The sequence below is a fragment of the Streptomyces lycii genome (genome assembly GCF_009735685.1).
GTDB lineage: Bacteria > Actinomycetota > Actinomycetes > Streptomycetales > Streptomycetaceae > Streptomyces > Streptomyces lycii.
Window position 1 is genome coordinate 30,265 of sequence record NZ_WHPN01000344.1, and the last position, 22,182, is coordinate 52,446.

Sequence of the window (22,182 nt, forward strand, 5' to 3'; positions counted from 1 at the left end):
GTCGGTTCGGAGGCCGGATCCCGCCCCGCGGGGATCCCACCCCGGATAGCTCCCGGTTCACCTCCCGTGCACCAGGTCCGCCTGGTCCGGGATCACGCTGCCGTCCTCCCGCAGCACCGGGCCGAGCGTGCCGTCCGGTCGGGTGTAGCCGGTGGTGGAGCACGGGTAGCCGTCGTCCTTGCGCGGCAGCGGGTCGATGAACATCGGGTTGACCACCCAGGCACCGTCCGCGTTGTCGTAGGCGCGGCACATGAGTTCGGGTTTGTTGCGGTTGACGACGAGGTGCGCCCCGGTGGCGTCGCCGACGATCGTCACATCGGTGTCCGAGTCGCCCGCGCCGATCACCGGCCGCTTCTCCGGCGGCTGCTTCCGCCACGCGTCGGGACCGGTGACGCCGAACGCCTCCTCGTTCAGCCGGCACCGCTTCCCCTCGATGTACGGCATCACCGCGCCGCCCGCGCTGTCCGGCTCCCCGCCGCAGCCCTTTTGGACGTAGGTGATGCGCCCGCGCCGGTCGAGCACGTTGCGGATCGCGATCGTGTGCTCGCGGTCGACGCCCACCCCACCCGTCCAGGCGACGGTCACCGGAGTCGCCCCGGCGGAGTCCACCCACACCTCGAACCCGGCCTTCCGCAGTGTCCGGATCAGATCCACGATCTGCGGGTAGTACCGGGCGTACGCGTGCAGGGTGTGGCTGCCGACCCGCTGCGTGGCGCCGACGGGCGCGGCCAGCGCCTCCGCGCGGGACTTCCGGGCGTACGCCGTGACCTCCGCCTCGGTGTGCCCGGCGAACAGCTGCGGCACCCAGGCGTACTGCGGCAGGGTGCGGCGGCTGTTCCAGTCGCCCGCGAAGGCGTCGTGGCCGTTCGTCAGGGCGGCCTCGCTGCGGATGGAGAAGATCTCGTCCGTGCAGTCGGTGTCGGTGGAGGTGGGCAGCGGCTCGCCCGCCGGAACCTCCGTGCCGCAGGCCTCGGTCAGCGTCCGGACGGCCTCCTCGGTCAGCCAGGGACTGGTGTCGGACCAGCTCTCCGGCCGCAGGATCTTGTCGTGCTTCAGGGCCCAGGCGACGGCCAGGTCGGTGATGTCGTTCTTGGTGACCGTGTTGTCCCAGTCGAAGACCGCGACGGGCCGGTCGCCGCGGCCCGGACCGGACCGCGGGCCGGAGCACGTTCCGTATGTGTCGATCACCGACTGCAGGCGCTCCCTGTTCGCTCCGTACCACGGGAGGCCGGCGGACAGTTGGGGGCAGCGGTGCCCGCCGTTGCCGTCCGCGGCGGGCCGCGCGGCCGCGGGGACCGCGGGGACCGTGGCGGCGAGCACGGCGGCGGCCGTCAGCGTGACGGCGAGGCTCAGGGATCGGGTGCGCACGGGGCGGCTCCTTCGTGTCGGCACCGGCGGGACGCGTCGCACCGTACGCCCGGCCGTCACCCGGGCACACCACCGAATCGCGCCGACTCCCTGCCGTGGCGGGCGAGTTCACCGGTACGCCCGGTGGTCCGGGGGTGCCGCTGCCCGGCCGCAACCGGTACGCCCGGCGGCCCGGGGGAGCCGCTGCGGCCGTAACCGGGAGCCGCGACCGGAGCCGTGGATCGGCCGGCACCCGGAGCCGTGGGCCGGGCCGTACCCGGAGCCGTGGCCGGGCCCGCGGCCGTCCGGGGCAGCCGCGGCCGTCCGGAACCGCCGACGGCCGCACGGGACCGGGCACGCTGCCCGTCGCCCGGGTTGCCGGCGGGGCGCCCGGTGAGCGCGGCGCGCCACCAACTGCGCCACCCCGCGCGCTCCTGCCCGGCGCGCTCCTGCCCCGCGCGTACCCGCCCCGTGCGCACCCACCTCGCGCCCCCGCCCGGAGCTGCTGTCCGAGGCAGCGCACCCGCGTCCGGCTGCGCTACGCTGACCTGCAAGAACAGTCAGTCGTCGACCGCGGATCGCGGATACGGTCGGCAGCCCCGACAGCATCAGGGAGGCGACCGCCATGGCAGGCCTGCGTGCCGTGCAGAAGGAGATGACCCGCAAGCTCCTTCTGTCGACGGCGCTGGAGCTGTTCCAGGCCAAGGGGTACGCGGCGACCACGGTCAACGACATCGCCAAGGCGGCCGAGACGACGCGGGTCACCTTCTACGCGTACTTCCAGTCGCGCAGCGACCTGGCCCGCGCCCTGATCGGCGAGCTGAACGAGATGCTGGGTCGCGGCGAGTCACGGCGGCACGGCCCCACCGCGAGCGCGCTGGCCGCCGCCGTGCGGGAGGGTACCCACACGTCGCTCGCGAACTGGCTGGACGAGCGGTCGCGGCAGTGGGAGGCCGTCCGGCCGTACGTGAACGTCACCATCGAGGCGTCCCTGGTCGACCCGGAGCTGCGCGGACTGGCCGACGCGTGCTTCGAAGAGGTCGTCGCGGACATCGAGGAGGGCCTCGGGCAGGCCGGCCGTTTCGCCCCGGCCACCCGGCGGGCGCGGGCGCAGCTGGCGTTCGCCCAACTGCACCATGCCGCCCGGAACTGGGCGGAGGGCCGGTGGGGCCTCGACCGCGCGGAACTCGTCGCCGTACTCGCGGAGAGCTGGGCGGGCGTGCTGACGGACGGCGCGGAGCGCACCGGCGGAGCGGGCCGCGCCGGAGACTGATCCGGTACCGGAGCAGGCCGGAACCAGCCCCGGACCCGGAACCAGCCGCATTCCGGTTCCAGGTCCGGACCCGGTTCCAGGTCCGGACTTCCGGGACCAGGCGCGCACCTCCGGGGCCCCGGATCAGGCTCCGGTTCCGGTTCCGGTTGCGGAACCGGGGGCCCAAGTCCGGTTCGCGGCCCGGGATGCCTCCGCGCGGGGACGGCCCCGGCCGCTGCGGACCCGGCGTAGGTTGGGTGCCGTGCCCGACCTTCCCTCCGACGCTGAAGCCGAGCGGCTCCTGGACCGGCTGGGCGTCTCGCCCCGGGACCGGGACGAGACGCTGCAGGCACGCCCCGACCCGTCGCGGCATCCGGAGCTGTGGCGCCATCTGGAACGGTGCTGCCACGACGTGACGAGCCACATGGGGTCGGGACTTCCGCCCCACGGGTACCGGGGCCTGCCGGCCATGCCGACCGCCACCGACCCGGTGGCACTCCACCTGTACGTCTGGCTCCATCTCGCCGTCCTGCCCGAAACGCTCCGCTTCCACGCCCGGCTCGGCATCGACCCCGGGACGTCCTGGGAGACCTTGTCGAGCCTCGGCGCGGCACTGGCCGAGCACCGGGCCGTGCACGGCCTCGGCGGCATCGGGAGGTTCGGACAGTGGTGCCCGCCACTGCAGTTGCGCGGAGCCGAATACCGGCTCGGCCGCCTCGCGTTCGACCGCGGCCGCGGCGAGGGGCCGGACGGCACGACGGAGTTCCTGCTGCACATCCACGTCCCGCCCGGCGCGCCCCTGTCCCCGGACGCCTGCGGTGAATCCCTCGACCGGGCCCGCCTGTTCTTCGGCCGCCACTTCGCCGGCGAACCGGTCGGGCACTTCGTCTGCCACTCCTGGCTGCTCGACCCGCAGCTGACCGAATACCTCCCCGAGCGGTCGAACATCGTGCGTTTTCTCCGCCGCTTCGAGCTGAAGCCACTGGTGCCCGGAGAGCACGACCGCGCGGACGGCGACATGCTGGAACACGTCTTCGGACGGCCCGGCCGGGACGGGCCGGTCGGCGCGGAGCTGCTCGCGGAGCTGCCCCGGGACACCGCGCTGCGGGAGGCGTATGTGACACACCTCCGCTCCGGACGGCACTGGCACGCCCGCACCGGCTGGATCGCCCACCGACCGGCGGTGGGACGCCCTTCGCCGCCGACCGCCGCGGCACCGGTCACCGCACGCGGCTGAAGGCCCCGCACGCCGGGATTCCCGTCCGCGCGGTCAGCCGCCGGCTTTCCGGGGACGAGCGCCCTGCCGCTGCCGGTCCGGCATGATTCCGCAGGTGTCGTGGAAGGCCCGGCGCACGGTGGTGATGCCGTCTCCCGCTCTGGTCGGGTGCACCCGGTTGGTCAGCAGCACGGCGTAGCGCCGCGTGGCCGGATCGACCCACAGGCTCGTACCGGTGAAGCCGGTGTGCCCGTACGAGTCCCCGCCGAACACCGTCCCGACCGGTGAGCCCGCCGGATCCCGGCCCTGCCAGGCCAGGGCGCGCCGCAGTTCCAGGCCGTCCGTATGGGGCGCCGTCATCAGGGCGAAGGTGCCGGGGCGCAGCAGCCCCCGGCCCCCGCCGGCGAGCGCGGTGCCGAGCAGTTCCATGTCCCCCAGCGTGGAGAACAGGCCCGCGTGGCCGCCGACGCCGCCGAGCACCACGGCGTTCTCGTCGTGGACCTCGCCGACGACGACGCGGCCGCGCCAGGGGCAGTTCTCGGTGGCCACCGCCCGCGCGCGGCCCTCGGCGTCCGGGCGGAAGACGGTCTGCCGCATGCCGAGCGGCGCGCACACCAGGTCCCGCACCAGCACGTCCAGGGGCTGCCCGGCCGCCGCCTCGGCGATCAGGCCCAGAATGATGAAACCCTGGGAGGAGTACTGGACGCGGGTGCCGGGCTTCGCGGTCAGCGGCAGCAGCCGTACGGCGTCCAGCAGGGACGCGCGGGCCGGGTGCTCGCGGTAGAGCGCCACCTGCCCCGGGATCCCCGACGTGTGGGTGAGGAGCTGCCGCAGCGTCAGCTCCGCCTTGTCTCCGCCCCGGTAGTCCGGCAGATACGTGCCCACGGTCGCGTCGAGCCCGAGCACGCCGCGCTCGACGAGTGCCATGACCGCGAGACCGACGACCGGCTTCGTCACCGAGGCGAGGTCCCAGAGGTCACCGCCGTCCAGCGGCGGTCCGTCCCAGCTCCGGGTGCCCGTCCAGCCCCGGTCCACCGGTCCGCCCGGCCCTCCCGCGGACCAGGCGGCGCCCGAGTAGACGCGCCGGCCGCGGCCGTCGGCGAGGAGCCGGGCAAGGGGGCTCAACGGCCCTCTCCCCGGCGGGCCGGTTTCACCACGCCCAGAGCCGGCGGCTGCGCGCCGAGGCCGGCGGACACCGTGCGGGCGGCGGCGCGGACCATCGGGCCGAACACCTCCACGCTGTCCGGGTCCAGGGTGAAGGCCAGGCCGCAGATGCCCATCGCGCCGACGACCCGGCCCTCCGCGTCCAGCACGGGAGCCGCCACCGACCGTACGTCCGGCGCGTCGTACTCGTCGTCGACGGCGTAACCGCGGAGCGCCGCCTGCGCCAGCACCGCGCGGAGCGCGGCGGGTTCGGTGGGTGTGTGCGCGGTGTGCGCATCGAGGCCCGGCGCGTCCAGGACGGCGCCGACGTCCTCGGGGGGCATCGCCGAGAGCATGGCCAGCCCCACTCCGCAGGTGTGCAGCGGGGAGCGGTGACCCGGCCGGGTGTCCATGCGGTACTCGCGGGCCGGTTCGGACTGCTCCAGACAGACGGCTTCCGAGGCGTGGCGTACGGCGTAGACCGCGACGTGCCCGGTGCGTTGGCGCAGGTCGGCGAGGGCGGGGCGGGCGAGTTCGAGGGCGCGGCTCTCGTTGAGGGCCGCGGCGGCCAGGCCCAGGAGGCGGGGACCCGCCCGGTACGTGCCGCCTTCCGCGGGTTCGGCGAAGCCGTTCTCCGCCATCGTCCGCAGGTGCCGGTGGACGGTGGGTTTGGCCAGTCCCGTCCGGCGGGCGATCTCGCCCAGCCGGTGGGGACCGCCGGGCCGGGCGAGTGCTTCGAGCACCTCCATCGCCTTGTCGACGGGGCCCTTCACGACTTCTCTGCCGACCGACCGGGTGTTGACCGCTTTCACCATGTCGCTTAGCTTAACCCAACCGCATTCCATTTGACGGAACGTAGGTGTTGTTCAGTGGAACGAAAATCTCAGGAGCGCCCGGTGGACCACAGCCGTCCGGCCCGGCGCGACGTCCTGCGGACCGGCGGCCTGCTGCTGGGAGGTCTCAGTGCCCCGGTGCTCCTCGGCGGGTGCGGCACGACGGCCGCAGCGGGCGGGAAGGGCAACGTCCTGCGGGTCTCCCAACCGGGTGACCCCAAGACGCTGGACCCGCAGAAGCAGGGCGACATGGTGTCGATGAACGTCCTGATCAACCTGTTCGACACGCTCACCACCCGCGGCCGGGACAACGAGCTGCACCCCGGGCTCGCCCTCGCCTGGAAGCCCACCGGCCGGCGCACCTGGCGCTTCACCCTCCGCCCCCGGGTGACCTTCCACAACGGTGAGGCGTGTGACGCGCGGGCCGTCGCCTTCAGCATCAAGCGGCTGCTCGACCCCGCCACCAAGTCACCGATCGTGGAACTCCGCTACGTCGAGGACGTCACCGTCGTCGACCGGCTCACCGTGGACATCCACACCACCGTGCACGACCCGATCCTCCCCGCCAAGCTCTCGCTGTTCGGCGGCGTGGTCGTCCCGCCGCGCCATCTGTCCGAGGTGGGCGACGCCGGTTTCGCCGAACGGCCGGTCGGCACCGGTCCCTTCACGTTCGTCCGCTGGCAGCGCGACCACGAACTGGTCCTGCGGTCCCACGACGGCCACTGGCGGGGCCGGCCGAGCATCGACGGCCTCGTCTTCAGTCCCGCGCCCAACGCCTCCTCCTCGCTGGCCGCCCTGCAGAGCGGCGGTGTCGACCTCGTCGCCGGGCTCACCCCGGACGCCGCCCAGCAGCTCGAGGGCTACTCCGGTGTCACCCTGGACGGCTACACGGGGATCCGCACGTCCTATGTCTCCCTGAACACCCTGGAACGGGGACCGCTCCGAGACCGCCGGGTGCGCCGGGCACTCAACCACGCCGTCGACGTGCCCCTGCTGATCAAGGCCGTGGCCGGCGGCATGGCCACCGAGACGCCCGCCCTGGTGCCGCGCGGTGCCTTCGGTTTCGACCCCACCGTCAAGCCCTTCACCCGCTCGGTGAGGACCGCGCGGGCCCTGCTCGCCGACGCCGGCTACCCGCACGGCTTCACCACGACGCTCACCGCGTCCAACGTCGACTCCAATGTCGCGGAGGCCCTCTCCGGGCTGCTGGCCGAAGCCGGGGTGCGGGCCCGTGTCAACCTTCTCGATCCCGGCACGTACGCCGCCCGGCTCACCTCCGACAACCCGGGGGCGCTCGGCCCGATGTACCTCGCCGCCAGCACCGTCTGGACGCTGGACGGGCAGAGCATCGTCCAGTCGAACGTACGCAGTGACCGCCGCCAGAGCCGCTGGCACTCCGAGGAGGCCGACCGTCTCATCGACGTCGAGGAGCTGTCCGAGGACCCGGGGGAGCGCAAGCGGGCCTTCTCCGACCTGCAACGGCTGATGCGGGAGGAAGCACCGTTCGTCTTCCTCTACCAGATGGACAACATCTTCGCCCGCAACGACCGGCCCCGCTGGAAGCCGGGCGCCGCGGGAGTCCTGGCCATGCACAGTGCGGAGATCTCCCGATGAGCGACCTCACCCCCGACAAGCCGCCCGCCCCCGCGGACACCGCGCCGCGCCGCCGGGACACGACCGGGCTGCTGCGCACCGTGCTCAAGCGCCTCGGCACCGCCCTGCTCGTCCTGCTGTGCACGGCGACCGTCTCCTTCTTCCTCGTACGGCTGTCCGGCGACCCCGTGAAGATCCTGCTGCCGCCCGACGCCACGGCCCGGCAGGAGAGCGTGCTCCGGGCGTCCCTGGGCCTCGACCGGCCGCTGGTCACGCAGTACCTCGACTATCTCTGGGGGCTGCCCCGCCTCGACTTCGGCAACTCCCTGGTTCACGGGCGTCCCGTCGGCGAGATCCTGGCCGAGCGGCTGCCCGCCACCGTCGAACTGGCCGCCGCCGCCCTGCTGCTGACGCTCCTCGTCGCCGTCCCGGCGGGCGTCTTCGCCGCGATGCGCCGCGGCCGCGGCTCCGACCACACCGTGATGACCGGCGTGCTGCTCGGCCAGTCCACCCCGCCGTTCTGGGTCGGCATCCTGCTCATCCTGGTGTTCGCCGTCTGGACACACGCCCTGCCCGCGTCCGGATACGGCACCTGGGCCAACCTGGTCCTGCCGGCCGTCACACTCGCCGTCTACTCCGTCGCCGTCGTCGCGCGCCTGCTGCGCTCCTCGCTGATCGACGTCCTGTCCTCCGACCACATCCGCAGCGCCCGCGCCAAGGGCTTCGGGCCGCTGAAGGTGGTCCTCCGCCACGGGCTGCGCAACGCCTCGCTGCCCGTGGTGACCGTCGTCGGCCTCGAAGTCGGGAACCTGCTCGGCGGGGCCATCCTCACCGAACGCGTCTTCTCCTGGCCCGGAGTCGGACAGCTGACCGTCGAGGCGGTCTCCAACCGGGACTTCCCGCTCGTCCAGGCCACCGTCCTGTTCTTCGCCGCCACGTTCGTCGTGGTGAACCTGCTCGTCGATCTCTCCTACAGCTTCCTCGACCCGAGGGTGAGGACGTCACGATGACTGTCACATCACCTGCCGCGGCCCGCCCGGCACCCGCACGGGCACCGTCCGGCGGCTCCCGGTCCGCCGTGCCGCGTGCCCTGCTGCGGAACAAGCTCGCCGTCCTGGCGCTGGCCGTGCTCGCACTCCTGCTGGCCGCCGCCCTGTTCGCCCCGCTCGTCGCCCCCCACGATCCCAACGCGCAGAACCTCCTGATGCGGCTGCGGCCCCCCGCCTGGCAGGACGGCGGCACCCGCGCCCATCTCCTCGGCACCGACCAGCTCGGCCGGGACATGCTCTCGCGTGTCGTCCACGGTTCCCGGGTCTCGCTGCTCGTCGGCGCGGGAGCCGCCCTCCTCGCCGGCGTCATCGGCACCGCCGTCGGACTGGTCTCCGGCTACTTCGGCGGCTGGGCCGACCGGACGCTCATGCGGCTCGCCGACGTCCAGCTCGCCTTTCCGTCGCTGCTCCTGGCCCTGGCCGTCGTCGGCTTCCTCGGCTCGGGCCTCGGGTACGTGATCCTGGTGCTCGGCTTCACCGGCTGGGTCTCGTACGCCCGGGTCGTACGCTCCGAGGTGATGTCCCTGCGCACGCGGGACTTCGTCACCGAGGCCCGGGCCATCGGCGTCACCGACATCACCCTCATGCGCCGCCACCTGCTGCCCAACGTGATGGCGCCGCTGGCCACCATCGGCACCCTGCACGTCGCGGCCGCGATCGTCGCCGAGGCGTCCCTGAGCTATCTGGGCCTGGGCGTGCCCAAGGAGACGGTCACCTGGGGCTCCATGCTCTCCGACGGCCAGCTCTATCTGGGCACCTCCTGGTGGGCCGCCGTCTTCCCCGGCATCGCGCTGATGCTGACCTCACTCGCCATCAACATCACCGGCGACGCCCTGCGGGACGTCGCGGACCCGAAGGCGTACCGCCGATGACCCACGACCGACCCGCCCCCGACCCGTCCCGGCGGCCTGCGGACGAGCAGCCGCTGCTGGAGATCAACCACCTCGGCGTCGACTTCGCACTCGGCACCTCCGTCGTGCACGCCGTCCGGGACGTCTCCCTCCACGTCCGCGCCGGGGAAACCCTCGCCGTCGTCGGGGAGTCGGGCAGCGGGAAGACCGCCACCGCGCTGTCCGTGCTGCGGCTCAACCCCAGCCCGCCCTGTGTCTACCCGAGCGGCGAAATCCTCTTCGACGGACACGACCTGCTCCGGCTCCCGGAGAAGCAGCTGGGGCGGATCCGCGGCCGCGACATCGCCATGGTCTTCCAGGACCCGATGACCTGCCTCGACCCGCTCCAGCGCGTCGGAGCGCAAGTGGCCGAGGTGCTCCGGCACCACACCGGCATGTCCCGCGCCGAGGCCCGGGAAGCCGCGCTCGCCGCGCTGGACGAGGTCGGCATCCCCGACCCCGCCCTCCGCTTCCGGCAGTACCCGCACGAGCTGTCCGGCGGCCTGCGCCAGCGCGTGATGATCGCGACGGCGCTGGTGGCCCGTCCCCGGCTGCTCATCGCCGACGAGCCGACCACCGCCCTGGACGTCACCGTGCAGCGGCAGATCCTCGATCTCCTCGTCGCCCTCCAGCACAAGCACCGGATGGCGGTCCTCCTGATCACCCACGACCTCGCGGTCGTCGCGGAGACCGCCGACCGCGTCGCGGTCATGAACCGGGGCGAGGTCGTCGAGACCGGTGACGTGCTGGACGTCTTCGAACACCCGGCCGACGACTACACCCGCACGTTGCTGGCCGCCACCCCGCGACTGGAGGCAGCATGAGCCCCGAAGCCACCGCACCGGCGCCCGCGGCCGGAAAACCCCTGCTGGAACTCGTCGGCCTGCGCAAGGAATTCGGAACCGGCACGGTGAACGTCGCGGTCGACGACGTATCCCTCGAGGTGTACGAGGGCGAGACCCTGGCCCTGGTCGGCGAGTCCGGCTGCGGCAAGACCACCCTCACCCGGCTGCTGCTCAAGCTCCTCCCGCCCACCGCCGGAAGCGTGCGCTTCGACGGACAGGACCTCGCCGCCCTCTCCGCGGCCGGCCTGCGCTCCGTGCGCCGCGAGATGCAAGTGGTCCTCCAGGACCCGTACTCCAGCATGAACCCGCGGATGCGCATCACCGACATCGTCGCCGAGCCACTGATCACCCACGACCCGGCGGCACGCGGACGGCGCGCCCGGGCCCGCACCAGGGAACGGGTCGGCGAGCTGCTGGAGGCCGTGGGGCTGGACGCCGGCATCCAGGACCGCTATCCGCACGAGTTCTCCGGCGGCCAGCGCCAGCGTGTCTCGATCGCCCGCGCCCTGGCGCTCCGACCCCGCCTGCTGGTCCTCGACGAACCCACCAGCGCCCTGGACGTCTCCGTGCAGGCCACCGTCCTCGACCTGCTGGCGGAGCTGCAGCAACGGCTCGGGCTCACCTATGTGTTCGTCTCGCACAACCTCGCCGTCGTACGGCAGGTGGCGGACCGGGTCGCCGTGATGCGCGGCGGCCGCCTGGTCGAGGTGGGCGCGGCGGAGGCGGTCCTGCGCACTCCGCGCCACCCCTACACGCGGCAACTGCTCGACGCGGTGCCCGTGCTCGACCCGCGCAGAGGCCGCCGTGCCGCCGCCCGTCCGGCCCCGACGAGGGAAGAGAGCCGATGACCGCCCGCACCCTATGCGCGGGACAGCACCAGTCCCGCGCCGCCGAGCAGCGCGACGTCGTCGACGGCTGCCGTGCTGACCAGCACCCGGGGCTGCTCGGCGCCCTCGAAGGCACCGGCCTCGCGCAGCCGCTCCTCCAGCGCGGCGCGGAACCCCTCACCACCCTCGCGCGCCTCGCCGTGCAGGATGAAGAGGCCGGGCGCGAAGAGCTGCTGCATGTTCGCCAGCCCCAGCGCGAGGTTCCGCACGTACTCCTCCACCACCCGCCCGGCGGATTCGCCCCCGCGGTTCACCAGCGCGTCCAGCGACGTGTCGTCCCCGAGTCCCGCGGCACGAGCCCGGGCCCGCAGCCAGCCGGTGGTGGCCAAGGTCTTCCAGCAGCCCCGCTTCCCGCAGGTGCACCGCTCACCGGTGGCCGCCACGGTCATGTGCGCGCCGCTGCGCCCGCCGGGCGGGGCCACCACCTCGCCGTCGTAGAGGATGCCCACCCCGAGCACCTCGCCGGTCGAGACCGACGCGAAGGACCGCCGTCCACGCCCCGCGCCGAACCAGCGGTCGCCGAGCACCTGGAGCCGCGCCCGGTGCTCCACCCGCACGCTCGCCCCGGTGAGCGCGGCGAGCCGCTCCGTGACCGGGTACCCGCGCAGTCCGGGTACGTCGTTCACCTCCAGGATCAGTCCCGCCCGGGGATCCACCAGCCCGGCGGCGGCCACCCCGATGCCCCGGATCGCGTGACCGGCGAAGATCCCGGCCGCTTCGGCCAGTGCCGCACCGATGTCCGCCGGGGCGGCGGTGGCCGCGTCGTACGACGTCTCGGCGCGGTCCACGATCTCGCCCGCCACGGACAGCACGGCGGCCCTCACCCGGCCCGGGACCAGCTCGACGGCCCCCAGCCGCCGCGGTGCCGGGGGAGCGGCCGGTCGCGGCGCTGCCTCGGTGACCAGCCGCAACGGAGAACGTTTGTGGACCATGCGCCGACTCTGCCACGGCCCTGTTTCGGAGAGGTAGGACCGTGAGCCAATCGAGACTGAGCGCCCTCACCTGGCGCGAGGTGCGGCGGGCCGGGGAGCGGGGCATCGCCCTGCTGCCCATCGGCTCGCAGGAGCAGCACGCCGGGCACCTCCCGATGGGAACCGACACCCTGCTGGTCGAGGCCGTCGTGGACCGGGCGCTGGACGTCCTCGGCCGGGAGGACTCCGCGCCCGAGCTGGTCCGGTTGCCGGTGCTGCCCTTCGGGCACAGCCCGCACCATCTGTTCGCCGCCGCCGTCTCGCTCTCCGCGGCGACGCTGGGCGCGGTCCTGGAGGAGGTCCTGGACTCGCTGGCGGCCAGCGGCCACCGCCGCGTCGTGGTCGTCAACGGGCACGGCGGCAACGACGAGGTCATGCGGCTCGCCGTGAAGCGGTTCGCGCTGCGTTCACCGGTGACGGTCGCCGCCTGCTCGTACTGGACCCTCACCGCGGGGGAGGAGGAAGCGGGCCGGCCGGAGGTCACCCCCGGACATGCCGGCTGGTTCGAGACCTCGCTGATGCTGGCCGCCCACCCGGAACTGGTGCGCACACCGGTGCCGGCCCGCGCCTCCGTCGAACCGCCGCCCCTGTTCGACAACCCGCCCTACGCGGGCCTGACCGTGGAACGCCACGGGGAGTGGGAGCGGGTCGACGGCTCCACGGACGACGCCTCCGACGCCGACGCGGCCCGCGGCGCCCGGCTGCTGGACGACCGGGCGCGGGGGCTGGCCCGCGCGATCCGGGCCTTCGACACGGCGACGCGCTGAGCACCTCCCGGCGAGCGTGCGCGGGTCCCGCCACGAGCCGGTCACCCCGATGACGCGAGGAGAAGAACATGAAGATCACCGATGTCGACGTGTGGGTCGTCAACCTGCCGCTCGTCAACCCGTTCACCAGTTCCTTCGAGACCAAGACGGGGGAGACGCGCACCGTGGTGCGCATCCGCACCGACGACGGCGTCGAGGGCTGGGGCGAGACGATGTGGGGCAGGCCGGTCGCCGCGATCGTCCGGTCGATGGCCCCGGACCTGATCGGCACCAGCCCGTTCGCGCTGGAGAGCTTCCACCGCAAGCAGCACATGGTGCCGTTCTTCCACGGTTACCTCGGCTACGCGGCGATCGCCGCCGTCGACGTCGCCTGCTGGGACGCGATGGGCAAGGCCACCGGGCAGTCCGTGACCGACCTGCTGGGCGGCCCCGTGCGGGACGAGGTGCCGATCACCGCGCTCGTCACCCGCGCCGACGCTCCGGGCGCGGGGGGAGCGGACCTGCCCGCGGTGCTGGCGGAGCATGCCGTACGCGTGGTGACGGAGGGCGGCTTCGAGGCCGTCAAGCTCAAGGGAACGAAGGACTGCGCGGGGGATGTCGCCATCCTGCGGGCGGTGCGCCAGGCGCTGCCCGCGGTGAACCTGCGCGTCGATCCGAACGCGGCCTGGTCCGTTCCCGACTCGGTACGCGCCGGGATCGCGCTGGAGGAACTGGACCTGGAGTACCTGGAGGACCCGTGTGCCGGAATCGAGGGCATGAGCCAGGTGAAGGCGAAGGTGCGCATCCCGCTGTGCACCAACATGTGCGTCGTCCGCTTCGAGGAATTCGCGCCCGCCATGCGGCTGAACGCGGTGGACGTCATCCACGGTGACGTCTACAAGTGGGGCGGCATCGCGGCGACCAAGGCGCTCGCCGCGCACTGCGAGACCTTCGGCCTGGGCATGAACCTGCACAGCGGGGGAGAACTCGGCATCGCCACCGCGGCACACCTGGCCGTCGTCGCCGCCACACCCGTACTCTCCCGCGCGATCGACAGCATGTACTACCTGCACGCGGACGACATCATCGAACCGCTGCACCTGGAGAACGGCCGGCTGCGGGTGCCGGCCGGGCCGGGCCTGGGCGTCAGCGTGGACGAGGACAAGCTCCGGCACTACGCCGCGGTCAACGAGCGGGACGGTGACCTGACGGGATGAGTGGACGGACCGGCGGGCGGGCGGTGCACGCGCCCGGCGCTCCCCCCGCCCCCGTCGCGCCCTGCCGAGCACCGGCCGGGCGGGAAACCCGGCAGCACAACAGCGAAAGCCCAGAAGCGAAAAGCACAGAGGCGCAGGAGCACAGAGGCGCAGGAGCACAGAGGCGCAGGAGTGCAGACGCCCAGGAGCGAGGAATCGCAGAAGCGCGAAAGCACAGAAACGGGCAATGAGCGCCCCGGGCGGGTGATACCGGCAGTCGTGCCCGGACTCGTCGGAAAACGGTCATCGGCCCGGAGGCCGGCTTCTGCCGTAGGGTGCATTCGGCACAGGGCGGACAGGAGACTGAGATGGCCGGGACGACGGTGACCGAGGTGATGGCCGAACTGGCCGAACTCGAGGACCCGAAGGTACGCGAGGTGAACGAGAGACACGGTGACGATCACGGTGTGAATCTCGGCAAGCTGCGCGCGCTCGCGAAGCGGCTGAAGACACAGCAGGAACTCGCGCGCCGGCTCTGGGCCACGGAGGACACCCCGGCGAGACTGCTGGCGCTCCTGATCTGCCGCCCGAAGTCGTTCGAGCGCGACGAATTGGACGCCATGCTGCGCGAGGCGCGCACACCCAAGGTGCACGACTGGCTCGTGAATTACGTGGCGAAGAAAAGCCCGCACGCCGAAGAGCTGCGCCTTGCCTGGTCCGCCGACGCGGATCCGGTGGTCGCGAGTGCCGGCTGGGCGCTGACGGCCGAACGCGTCACGAAGAAGCCCGAGGGCCTGGACCTCGCGGGACTGCTCGATGTCATCGAGGCGGAGATGAAGGACGCCCCGGACCGGCTGCAGTGGGCGATGAACAACTGCCTGGCTCAGATCGGGATCGCCCACGCCGAGCACCGCACCCGTGCCATCGCCATCGGCAACCGCCTGGAGGTGCTCAAGGACTATCCGACGTCTCCGGGCTGCACTTCTCCGTTCGCTCCCGTCTGGATCAACGAAATGGTCCGGCGGCAGCAGGGCGGTTAGCGGGATTGACGTTCCGGCGGAGAGGCGTTTCCGTTCCGCCTGGTCCGCCTGGTCCGCCTGGTCCGCCTGGTCCGCCTGGTCCGCCTGGTCCGCCTGGTCCGCCTTTTCGCCTTTTCGCACGGGCACCGCCTCAGCAGCGGGCTGCCTTTACCCGACGCCGGAGCGAAGGGAATCAACAGCCCTGGAATCGCGCCGGAGAGTCACCGGAGCCCCGGAATCGCGCTGGAGATCCACCGGAACCCGTTGCCGGGAGCGGTCGACCGGCGGGACGGCACCGTGAACCGAATCCCGGCATTGGCGCCATTTCAACGCGTATACGGGACGAGACCGGCCTTTCGCGCCCCTTGATCCGGATTGCAACCCGCCGCCCGCGCGCCGCGTCCTTGTGGGCGTGACCGAACCACCCGGCCTCCCCGGCCCCGCCGACCACACCGACTCCGACGGCGACGAAGCGTCCCTCCGTCCCGGCCCGCTGTGGCGCCATGCCCTGTGGGTGGCGGGCGTCACCGCCTTCGGGGCGGGCATGGCCTGGGCCAACGCGTCGCACCGCGTCGGCCCCGACGAGTACGGGATACCGCTCGCGGTTCCGGGGCAGGTGTGGCCGTACCTGCTGACCTGGATCGCGACCGGTCTGACGGTGGCAGCCGCGCTGCGGGCCGCCGCCACGAGGGTTCCGCTGGTCTGCCCGGAGGTGCCCGCGATCGTGCTCACCTTCATGGGCGCCCGGCTCTCACTGGGCTGGCGGCCGGAGCCGCCGGCGCTCTGTGCGATGGTCGCGGTCGCGCTGACGGTGACGGTCGTATGGTGCGCCGTGGCGCTGCGCCACGGCCTTCCCGGCCAGGGCGGGCGGCGCGTCGCCGATGACGGCCGTCGGGCCGGGTAGGGGCGGACCGGCGGCGGCCGCCGCCGGTAACTCAGGCGGGGCGGCCGTGTGGTGTGCCGGGCAGGCGCGGCAGGGCGGGCGCCGGCAACGGATCGCCGTTGTACCCCTCCACCCGCCCGAATCTCCGCCCGGCCACCCAGTCCTCCCGGGCCTGCTTGACCGCGTCGTGGGAACCGCCGACGAAGTTCCACCACATGACGATCGGCTCCTCGAACGGCTCGCCGCCGATGAGCAGGGCCCGCGTCGGCTCCCGTACGTCGATCCGCAGTTCGTCGCGGCCCCGGCCCAGATAGCCGAGCCGTCCCGGCCGCAGCGGTTCGCCGTGGACGGCGATCTCACCCTCCAGGACCACGACCGCGTACTCGAAGCCGGTCCGCAGCGGCACGGTCGTGGACCGGTGCAGAGCCAGCTCGGCGCCCATCAGCGGTGTGTCGTGCCGGGCGGGGCTGGTGAGACCGCCGAACTCGCCCATGAGCACGGTCGCCACGGCCCCGTCCAGCTCGCCCCGCGGCAGTTCCGCGTGGTGCTCGAAGGCCGCGGGCCCGTGCCGGGTCGCCTCCGGCAGTGCCACCCACAGCTGGATGCCCTCCAGGACGCCGCGGTAGTGCCCGGTGTCCACCTCGGCGTGCGAGACGGCGTTGCCGGCGGTCATCAGATTGAGCTGACCGGGCTTGATCACCTGTTCCGAGCCCAGGCTGTCGAGGTGCAGCGCCTGGCCGTCGGTGAGCCAGGTGACGGTCTGGAGCCCGATGTGGGGGTGCGGCCCGATGTCCAGGCCGCTGTTCCCGGTGATGTCGGCGGGGCCCATGTGGTCGGCGAAGCACCAGGCGCCCACCGTACGGCGGCCCCGGCGCGGCAGCGCCCGCCGGACGCGCAGCCCGCCGATCCGCGCCTCGCGGCTGTCACCGACCTCGACGCAGGGCGCCGACGGGTGTCCGGTGTCGGCGCGGGAAGCCGGCGCGTCGACCGTGCTGACGGGTCCGCTCATGACAGAACCTCTTCTCCGTACGGGCACCGGCGGACCGGCACCCCGGGTGGGCGTCACACGCCGCGCCGCACCCCGAGGCGATTCCGAAACGGTGCAAAACGCCCCGGGTGGGCCGTACCCGGAGGAGACCAGGCACACTTCAGGCACAGCGTTCTCACCATCAAGAGGATCACACATGATCACGTTGACGAAGGAAGACGGCCCGGCTGACCTCGACGGGGTCACCCATCTGTCGATCGGGGTGTCCTGGGACCCGACCGTGGGCAGCAGCGGCGGACTGATGGGCAAGCTCCGCCAGAAGGCGGGAACCGACCTCGACCTGATCGCCATCGCGATGCAGGGCGCGGACCCCGTACGGCTGGCCGGGCTGGACTCCCTGGACCCGCTGGGCAACGGTTCCCTGGTGCACACCGGCGACAACCAGACCGGGCACGGGGACGGCGACGACGAGACGGTGAACGTCGAGTTCTCCCGGATCCCCTCCAACATCACCGCCATCGTCTTCGTCGCCGCCGCGTACAAGAAGCGCAGCTCCTTCCAGAACGCGCGGAACATCAGCTTCAAGGTGTACGACGCGACGGGCGGCAGCACCCAGCAGGTCGCGGACATCTGGCCCAGCATGCTCACCAACGACAACGCCTGCGCCGTGGCCAAGGCGGTCCGCAACGGGGCGACCTGGCAGCTCCAGGTCATCAACGAGACCGGCAAGATCAAGCAGGGGGACGAGCAGGGCCTGATGCGGTTCGCCGTGAGCAAGTAGCGGCGGTGCGGGGGGTGCCGGGGGTGCCGGTGCGCCGCCGTTCCGGGCGGCGGGCCCGGCCGGGGCCGCACGGGGTGACGTACGGCCGTACGCGGTGGTGCGTCGGCCGTACCCGTTGGCGTTCCGGTCGGTGGCGCGCGGCCGCGTTCCGCCCGTACGCGGCGGCGCGCCGGCCCGCTCCCGGCGCTCCTGACGCCCCCTCCGCGGCACCGGGAACCGCCGCTCGGGCGGGGGCGGTGCGGTCCGGCGGTTTCTCCGTACCGGCGGTGTCTCCGGGCCGCCGCGCCGTGCCGTCTCCTGATCACCGGGGCCGTCCCGCACGCCGGGACCTGGGCGAAAGCCGGTGGTCAGGGACTCCGCACTGTGCTTCCATGCCGCGATGGAGTCGGAGATGGAGACGGAGACGGAGACCGGGCCCCGGCGCGGGCCCGCGTATGAGACCGGAGCCGGGAGCGAGCCCGGGAACGGCACCGGGCCCCAACGCGAGCCCCAGCCCGAGCCCCAGCCCCGGCCTCACAGCGGAGGCGGAAGCGTCTCCGGCGGAGCCGCGGCGGACCGGTGCGTCCGGGACCGCGCCGACGGCGGCCTCGACGACCGCGCCGACCGCGTCCGGGACCGCACCGACCGCGACCTCGACGACTGCGTAAGGGTGCTGGCAGAGGTCCACCAGCACGACGGCTACCCGGTGAACTGGCCCGGTCGTCCTCGCGCGTGGCTGTCCCCGGCATCGCTCCTCGCCGCATGGGTGGTGCGGCTGGACGGCCGGACCGCCGGTCATGCCGGCCTGGCCCGGAGCGCCCCGGGAGACGCGGCCCCCGTGCTCTGGAGCGCCCGTCCGGGGGCGGGCGGCGACACGACCGCCGTGGTCAACCGGCTGTTCGTCGCCCCGTGGGCCCGCGGCCACGGCATCGGTACGGCACTGATGGAACGGGTGGCCGCGGAAGCGCGGGCCCGCGGCCTGCACCCGGTCCTCGACGTGCTGGATTCCGACACCGCCGCCGCAGCGCTGTACGAACGGCTCGGATGGCAACTGCTGGGCAGGGTTGAGCGGCAGTGGGGGCCGAGGCGGGTGACGCTCCGGTGCTACGCGGCGCCGGGCCCGACACGCCGGCCCTCCTGCGACCCGCCCCGGCTCAGCCCTTCACGGTGAAGTCCGCCCGCAGCAGCGCCTCCTCCCGCGACGAGGGGCCCACCAACAGCTCGAAGCCGCCCGGTTCCACCACACGGTTGCCCTTGGCGTCCACCAGGGTGCATGCCGCGGCCGGAAGCTCGATCGCCACCTCGCGGGACTCGCCCGGGGCCAGCCGCACCTGCCGGTACGTCTTCAGCTCCTTCTCCGCCCAGGTCGCCGAGGTGACACGGTCGCTGATGTACACCTGCACCGTCTCCAGCGCCGGGCGGGAGCCGGTGTTGGAGACCGTGACCCGGGCAAGCACCGTGTCGCCCGGCCCGACCTCCGGCGTGCGCACCTCCAGGTCCGCGTACTCCACCGTGGTGTAGCTCAGGCCCTCACCGAAGGCGAAGGCCGGGCTCTGGGTGAGGTCGGCGTAGCGGGTGCCGTGCTGGCCGCGCACCTGGTTGTAGTACGTCGGCTGCTGGCCCGCGTGGCGTGCGTAGGAGATCGGCAGCCGCCCCGTGGGTTCGATCAGACCGAGCAGGAGTTCGGCGACGGCCCGGCCGCCGAGCATGCCGGGGTTCGCGGCGTGCACGATCGCCGCCGCGCCGAGCGCCGAGGGCGGCAGCACCAGCGGCTTGGCGCTGATGACCACGACGACCAGCGGCTTGCCCGTGGCGGCGAGCGCGTCGAGGAGCGCGATCTGGGCGCCGACGAGTTCCAGGGTCGCGGTGGACTTGCCCTCGCCGATCAGCTCGACGCGGTCGCCGACGACCGCGACGACATGGTCGGCGGCCCGCGCGGCCTCGACAGCCTCCGCGATGAGCGCCGGGTCCGGGGCGGCCGGCAGCACCACGTCGGGCCTGGGCTGCCCGTCGGGGAAGAACGCCCCTTCCGGGTCCGGCCCGACGGTGAGGATGTCGGCGCCGCGCGCGTACGTGACGGTCCAGTCCGCGGGCGCGTGTTCCCGGAAGCCGTCGAGGACGGTACGGATCATGTGGCGCGGGTGTCCGTCCGGCAGCCAGTCGGCCTGGCCCGAGGAGCCCGCCCAGTCGCCGAGCTGGGTCTGCGCGTCGTCGGCGTTCGGGCCGACGACGGCGACCGTACGCGGCGCCGACCCGGCCGGCGCGGCGGCACGCCCCTCGGAGTCCGGCCGGAACCCGCCCGCCAGCGGCAGCGTGCCGTCGTTGGCCAGCAGGACCAGCGAGCGGCGGGCCGCCTCCAGGTTCAGTTCGGCGTGCGCGGCGCTGCCGATGACCGCGCGCTGGCGGGCGGTGTCGGGGTGGCGCGGATTCTCGAAGAGGCCCAGCTCGAACTTGAGCGTCAGGACGCGGCGGACGGCGGCGTCGATCTCCGTCTCCTCCAGCATGCCCCGGGCGACCGCCTCCTGGGCGCCCTCGAAGAACTGCGGGGTCGTCATCACCATGTCGTTGCCCGCACGGACGGCGGCCGCCGCGGCCTGGGCGTGGTCGGCGAACACCCGCTGCTCCCACACCATCCGGCCGACGTTGTCCCAGTCCGTCACCAGGGTGCCGGTGTATCCCCACTCACCGCGCAGCACGTCGTTCAGCAGCCAGTCGTTGACGGTGACGGGCACCCCGTCCATGGACTGGTAGCCGAGCATGAACGTACGGCAGCCCTCGCGCGCGACCCGTTCGAAGGGAGGCAGGAACCACGAGCGGAGCTTGCGCCGGGAGAGGTCCGCCTCGCTCGCGTCCCGGCCGCCCTGGGTTTCGGAGTAGCCCGCGAAGTGCTTGGCGCAGGCCAGGATCGCCGTCGGGTCGCCGAGCCCGTCCCCCTGGTAACCGCGCACCATGGCCGAGGCCAGTTCGCCGATCAGGTACGGGTCCTCGCCGAACGTCTCGCTCACCCGGCCCCAGCGCAGATCGCGGGCGATGCAGAGCACGGGGGAGAACGTCCAGTGGATGCCGGTCGCCGCCACCTCCACGGCCGTGGCCCGCGCGACCCGTTCCAGCAGCTCCGGGTCCCAGGACGCGGCCAGGCCGAGCTGGGTGGGGTAGATGGTGGCGCCCTCCCAGAAGGAGTGACCGTGGATGCAGTCCTCCGCGACGAGCAGCGGAATGCCGAGCCGGGTCCGCCCGGTGAGTTCGGCCGCCTCCCGGACACGTTCGGGGGCGGCGTGCAGGATCGACCCGGCGTGCAGGTCGTCCACGAGGTGCCGTACGCCGTGCTTGGCGTTCAGCTGGAGCATCTGACCGACCTTCTCGGGCAGCGTCATGCGTCCGAGGAGGTCCTCGACCCGTTCGGGAACGGGCAGCGACGGGTCGCGGTAGGGCGGAGTGGAGCCCACGGATGGTCCTTTCACAGCGGTGGTACGTCTCGCGTCGTGCGATCGCGCCGACGGCTTCCCACAGGCCGGGACACCGCGACACGTCATCAGATCCTCACCGCACCGACGTAGATCGTCCACCAGCCGTGTGTTCCGGATGGGCAGCCTGTGGTCTGGACAAATCGGCCGAGGCGCCGTTCCATGACCAAGGCCGCGCGTCAGCAGGGTCGTTCCATCAGCAAGACCGTTCCGGTTCACACAGGTGTCGATCAGGGAGGTCCGTCGGTGAGGGTGCACAGGGCAGACAGCTACCGGGAGAAAGCACCGCTGAGCACGTCCCCGGCCGGGCGGCGGGAGGGCCGCCCGAGGTTTCGGAAACTCGGACTCGGGCTGCGGGGCCTGGTCGGCGCCGCGGTCCTCGTCGTCGCCTTCCCCTCCGTCGCGTTCGCGGCGCCCCCGGCCGCGCTGCCCGGCAACGCCACGGCCGAGGAGTCCAGGTGGCAGCCCGCGATGGACTACGACGGGGACGGCTGCTACCCGACCCCCGCCATCGGCCCGGACGGCACCCTGAACGGGGGCCTCAAGAACACCGGTGCCCTCAACGGCGACTGCCGTGACCTCTCCGATCTGGAGAACACCAACTCCTACGTGCGCTCCAAGTGCAACAACGGCTGGTGCGCGTACCTCTACGACTTCTACTTCGAGAAGGACCAGGCCGTCCCCGGGCCCGTCGACTGCTGCGGCCACCGGCACGACTGGGAACACGTCGTGGTGTGGGTGAGCGACGGGGCGGCGCGGTACGTCTCGACCTCCGCCCACGGGGACTACCGGACGAGCCCCGCCTCCGAGGTCGCCTGGGAGGGGGAGCATGCGAAGATCGTGTACCACAAGGACGGGGCGAGCACGCACGCGATGCGCCTGGCGAGCGCCTCCGAGGCGCCGGAGAACCACAAGGGCGCCTGGCAGTACCCGACGCTCGTCGGCTGGGACGGCTACCCGGCCGGCATCCGTGACATCCTCACCTCCGCCGACTTCGGCAGCGCCAGCATGGCGATCAAGGACAGCTCGTTCAACGGCAACCTGGAGTCCGCCAAGCCCGGCGGCATCCCGTTCGACCCCCACGCCTGAGCGGTGTTCCG

The 22,182-nt window shown here is 73.0% G+C and carries 20 protein-coding genes; 14 read left to right on the forward strand and 6 right to left on the reverse strand.

The genetic code is table 11. The features are described from left to right. Positions 1-57: 57 nt before the first annotated feature. Positions 58-1,368 (reverse strand): HAD family hydrolase, encoded by a 1,311-nt coding sequence (locus tag GCU69_RS22180; RefSeq protein ID WP_235978630.1) that lies wholly within the window; start codon positions 1,366-1,368, stop codon positions 58-60. 604 nt (positions 1,369-1,972) lie between these two features. On the opposite strand from GCU69_RS22180, the gene GCU69_RS22185 reads away from it, so the two are divergent. Both GCU69_RS22185 and GCU69_RS22190 read left to right on the forward strand, forming a co-directional pair. Continuing rightward, on the forward strand, positions 1,973-2,620 hold the full coding sequence (locus tag GCU69_RS22185; protein WP_156206984.1) for a TetR/AcrR family transcriptional regulator: 648 nt from the start codon (positions 1,973-1,975) through the stop codon (positions 2,618-2,620). Between the two features lie 241 nt (positions 2,621-2,861). Beyond that, positions 2,862-3,836 carry an acyltransferase domain-containing protein gene (locus GCU69_RS22190; RefSeq protein WP_156206985.1) on the forward strand — a complete coding sequence of 325 codons (975 nt, stop codon included), beginning with the start codon at positions 2,862-2,864 and terminating at the stop codon, positions 3,834-3,836. Positions 3,837-3,869: 33 nt separating this feature from the next. Here GCU69_RS22190 and GCU69_RS22195 read toward each other — a convergent pair whose 3' ends face one another. Further along, the gene (locus GCU69_RS22195) at positions 3,870-4,940 is read right to left on the reverse strand and encodes a serine hydrolase domain-containing protein (protein ID WP_098754845.1); all 1,071 of its coding nucleotides are present in this window, start codon (positions 4,938-4,940) and stop codon (positions 3,870-3,872) included. Beyond that, the gene (locus GCU69_RS22200; RefSeq protein WP_098754846.1) at positions 4,937-5,773 is read right to left on the reverse strand and encodes an IclR family transcriptional regulator; all 837 of its coding nucleotides are present in this window, start codon (positions 5,771-5,773) and stop codon (positions 4,937-4,939) included. Before GCU69_RS22200 ends, GCU69_RS22195 begins: the two co-directional genes overlap by 4 nt. Before the next feature lie 81 nt (positions 5,774-5,854). On the opposite strand from GCU69_RS22200, the gene GCU69_RS22205 reads away from it, so the two are divergent. The 5 genes from GCU69_RS22205 to GCU69_RS22225 are packed head-to-tail and all read left to right on the forward strand — an operon-like array spanning position 5,855 to position 11,016. After that, positions 5,855-7,405, forward strand: coding sequence for an ABC transporter substrate-binding protein (locus GCU69_RS22205; protein WP_156206986.1), 1,551 nt, complete (start codon positions 5,855-5,857; stop codon positions 7,403-7,405). Next, on the forward strand, positions 7,402-8,394 hold the full coding sequence (locus GCU69_RS22210) for an ABC transporter permease (RefSeq protein WP_098754848.1): 993 nt from the start codon (positions 7,402-7,404) through the stop codon (positions 8,392-8,394). Before GCU69_RS22205 ends, GCU69_RS22210 begins: the two co-directional genes overlap by 4 nt. Next, a complete protein-coding gene (locus GCU69_RS22215) occupies positions 8,391-9,305 on the forward strand; it encodes an ABC transporter permease (protein ID WP_098754849.1) in 915 nt (304 codons plus the stop codon). The genes GCU69_RS22210 and GCU69_RS22215 overlap by 4 nt, the downstream gene beginning before the upstream one ends. Continuing rightward, positions 9,302-10,147: an ATP-binding cassette domain-containing protein gene (locus GCU69_RS22220; protein ID WP_098754850.1), complete on the forward strand. Its 846-nt coding sequence runs from the start codon at positions 9,302-9,304 to the stop codon at positions 10,145-10,147. Before GCU69_RS22215 ends, GCU69_RS22220 begins: the two co-directional genes overlap by 4 nt. Then, on the forward strand, positions 10,144-11,016 hold the full coding sequence (locus GCU69_RS22225; protein ID WP_156206987.1) for an ATP-binding cassette domain-containing protein: 873 nt from the start codon (positions 10,144-10,146) through the stop codon (positions 11,014-11,016). The genes GCU69_RS22220 and GCU69_RS22225 overlap by 4 nt, the downstream gene beginning before the upstream one ends. Positions 11,017-11,027: 11 nt before the next feature. Here the strand turns inward: GCU69_RS22225 and GCU69_RS22230 are convergent, their stop codons facing one another. Beyond that, on the reverse strand, positions 11,028-11,966 hold the full coding sequence (locus GCU69_RS22230) for an ROK family protein (protein ID WP_235978633.1): 939 nt from the start codon (positions 11,964-11,966) through the stop codon (positions 11,028-11,030). A 62-nt stretch (positions 11,967-12,028) separates the two neighbouring features. Between GCU69_RS22230 and GCU69_RS22235 the strand changes: the two genes are divergently transcribed. From GCU69_RS22235 to GCU69_RS22250, 4 genes are all read left to right on the forward strand, one after another. After that, entirely contained in the window at positions 12,029-12,793 is a 765-nt protein-coding gene (locus GCU69_RS22235; protein WP_098754853.1) for a creatininase family protein, read from the forward strand. 68 nt (positions 12,794-12,861) lie between these two features. Further along, positions 12,862-13,989: a mandelate racemase/muconate lactonizing enzyme family protein gene (locus GCU69_RS22240; protein ID WP_098754854.1), complete on the forward strand. Its 1,128-nt coding sequence runs from the start codon at positions 12,862-12,864 to the stop codon at positions 13,987-13,989. A 347-nt stretch (positions 13,990-14,336) separates the two neighbouring features. Further along, on the forward strand, positions 14,337-15,008 hold the full coding sequence (locus GCU69_RS22245; protein WP_156206995.1) for a DNA alkylation repair protein: 672 nt from the start codon (positions 14,337-14,339) through the stop codon (positions 15,006-15,008). A 391-nt stretch (positions 15,009-15,399) separates the two neighbouring features. Then, on the forward strand, positions 15,400-15,891 hold the full coding sequence (locus tag GCU69_RS22250) for a hypothetical protein (RefSeq protein ID WP_098754858.1): 492 nt from the start codon (positions 15,400-15,402) through the stop codon (positions 15,889-15,891). A gap of 31 nt (positions 15,892-15,922) precedes the next feature. On the opposite strand, the gene GCU69_RS22255 is transcribed toward GCU69_RS22250, so the two are convergent. Further along, positions 15,923-16,879, reverse strand: a complete 957-nt coding sequence (locus GCU69_RS22255) for a pirin family protein (RefSeq protein ID WP_098754856.1) — start codon at positions 16,877-16,879, stop codon at positions 15,923-15,925. A gap of 175 nt (positions 16,880-17,054) precedes the next feature. Here GCU69_RS22255 and GCU69_RS22260 point away from each other — a divergent pair, with 175 nt between their 5' ends. Continuing rightward, positions 17,055-17,639, forward strand: coding sequence for a TerD family protein (locus GCU69_RS22260; protein WP_098754857.1), 585 nt, complete (start codon positions 17,055-17,057; stop codon positions 17,637-17,639). 649 nt (positions 17,640-18,288) lie between these two features. Further along, complete coding sequence (locus GCU69_RS22265; RefSeq protein WP_098754282.1) at positions 18,289-18,789, forward strand: GNAT family N-acetyltransferase; 501 nt, start codon at positions 18,289-18,291, stop codon at positions 18,787-18,789. Here GCU69_RS22265 and GCU69_RS22270 read toward each other — a convergent pair. Continuing rightward, complete coding sequence (locus GCU69_RS22270) at positions 18,773-21,064, reverse strand: exo-beta-d-1,3/1,6-glucosidase (protein ID WP_098754281.1); 2,292 nt, start codon at positions 21,062-21,064, stop codon at positions 18,773-18,775. The two genes, GCU69_RS22265 and GCU69_RS22270, sit on opposite strands and share 17 nt — an antisense overlap. A gap of 369 nt (positions 21,065-21,433) precedes the next feature. On the opposite strand from GCU69_RS22270, the gene GCU69_RS22275 reads away from it, so the two are divergent. Further along, complete coding sequence (locus GCU69_RS22275; RefSeq protein ID WP_235978634.1) at positions 21,434-22,171, forward strand: NPP1 family protein; 738 nt, start codon at positions 21,434-21,436, stop codon at positions 22,169-22,171. Positions 22,172-22,182 lie beyond the last annotated feature (11 nt).

Bases quoted from the DNA above. Each gene is read 5' to 3' on its own strand.
- GCU69_RS22185 (WP_156206984.1), top strand. From the start codon at position 1,973: ATGGCAGGCCTGCGTGCCGTGCAGAAGGAGATGACCCGCAAGCTCCTT.
- GCU69_RS22200 (WP_098754846.1), bottom strand. From the start codon at position 5,773: ATGGTGAAAGCGGTCAACACCCGGTCGGTCGGCAGAGAAGTCGTGAAG.
- GCU69_RS22210 (WP_098754848.1), top strand. From the start codon at position 7,402: ATGAGCGACCTCACCCCCGACAAGCCGCCCGCCCCCGCGGACACCGCG.
- GCU69_RS22215 (WP_098754849.1), top strand. From the start codon at position 8,391: ATGACTGTCACATCACCTGCCGCGGCCCGCCCGGCACCCGCACGGGCA.
- GCU69_RS22220 (WP_098754850.1), top strand. From the start codon at position 9,302: ATGACCCACGACCGACCCGCCCCCGACCCGTCCCGGCGGCCTGCGGAC.
- GCU69_RS22225 (WP_156206987.1), top strand. From the start codon at position 10,144: ATGAGCCCCGAAGCCACCGCACCGGCGCCCGCGGCCGGAAAACCCCTG.
- GCU69_RS22240 (WP_098754854.1), top strand. From the start codon at position 12,862: ATGAAGATCACCGATGTCGACGTGTGGGTCGTCAACCTGCCGCTCGTC.
- GCU69_RS22245 (WP_156206995.1), top strand. From the start codon at position 14,337: ATGGCCGGGACGACGGTGACCGAGGTGATGGCCGAACTGGCCGAACTC.
- GCU69_RS22255 (WP_098754856.1), bottom strand. From the start codon at position 16,879: ATGAGCGGACCCGTCAGCACGGTCGACGCGCCGGCTTCCCGCGCCGAC.
- GCU69_RS22260 (WP_098754857.1), top strand. From the start codon at position 17,055: ATGATCACGTTGACGAAGGAAGACGGCCCGGCTGACCTCGACGGGGTC.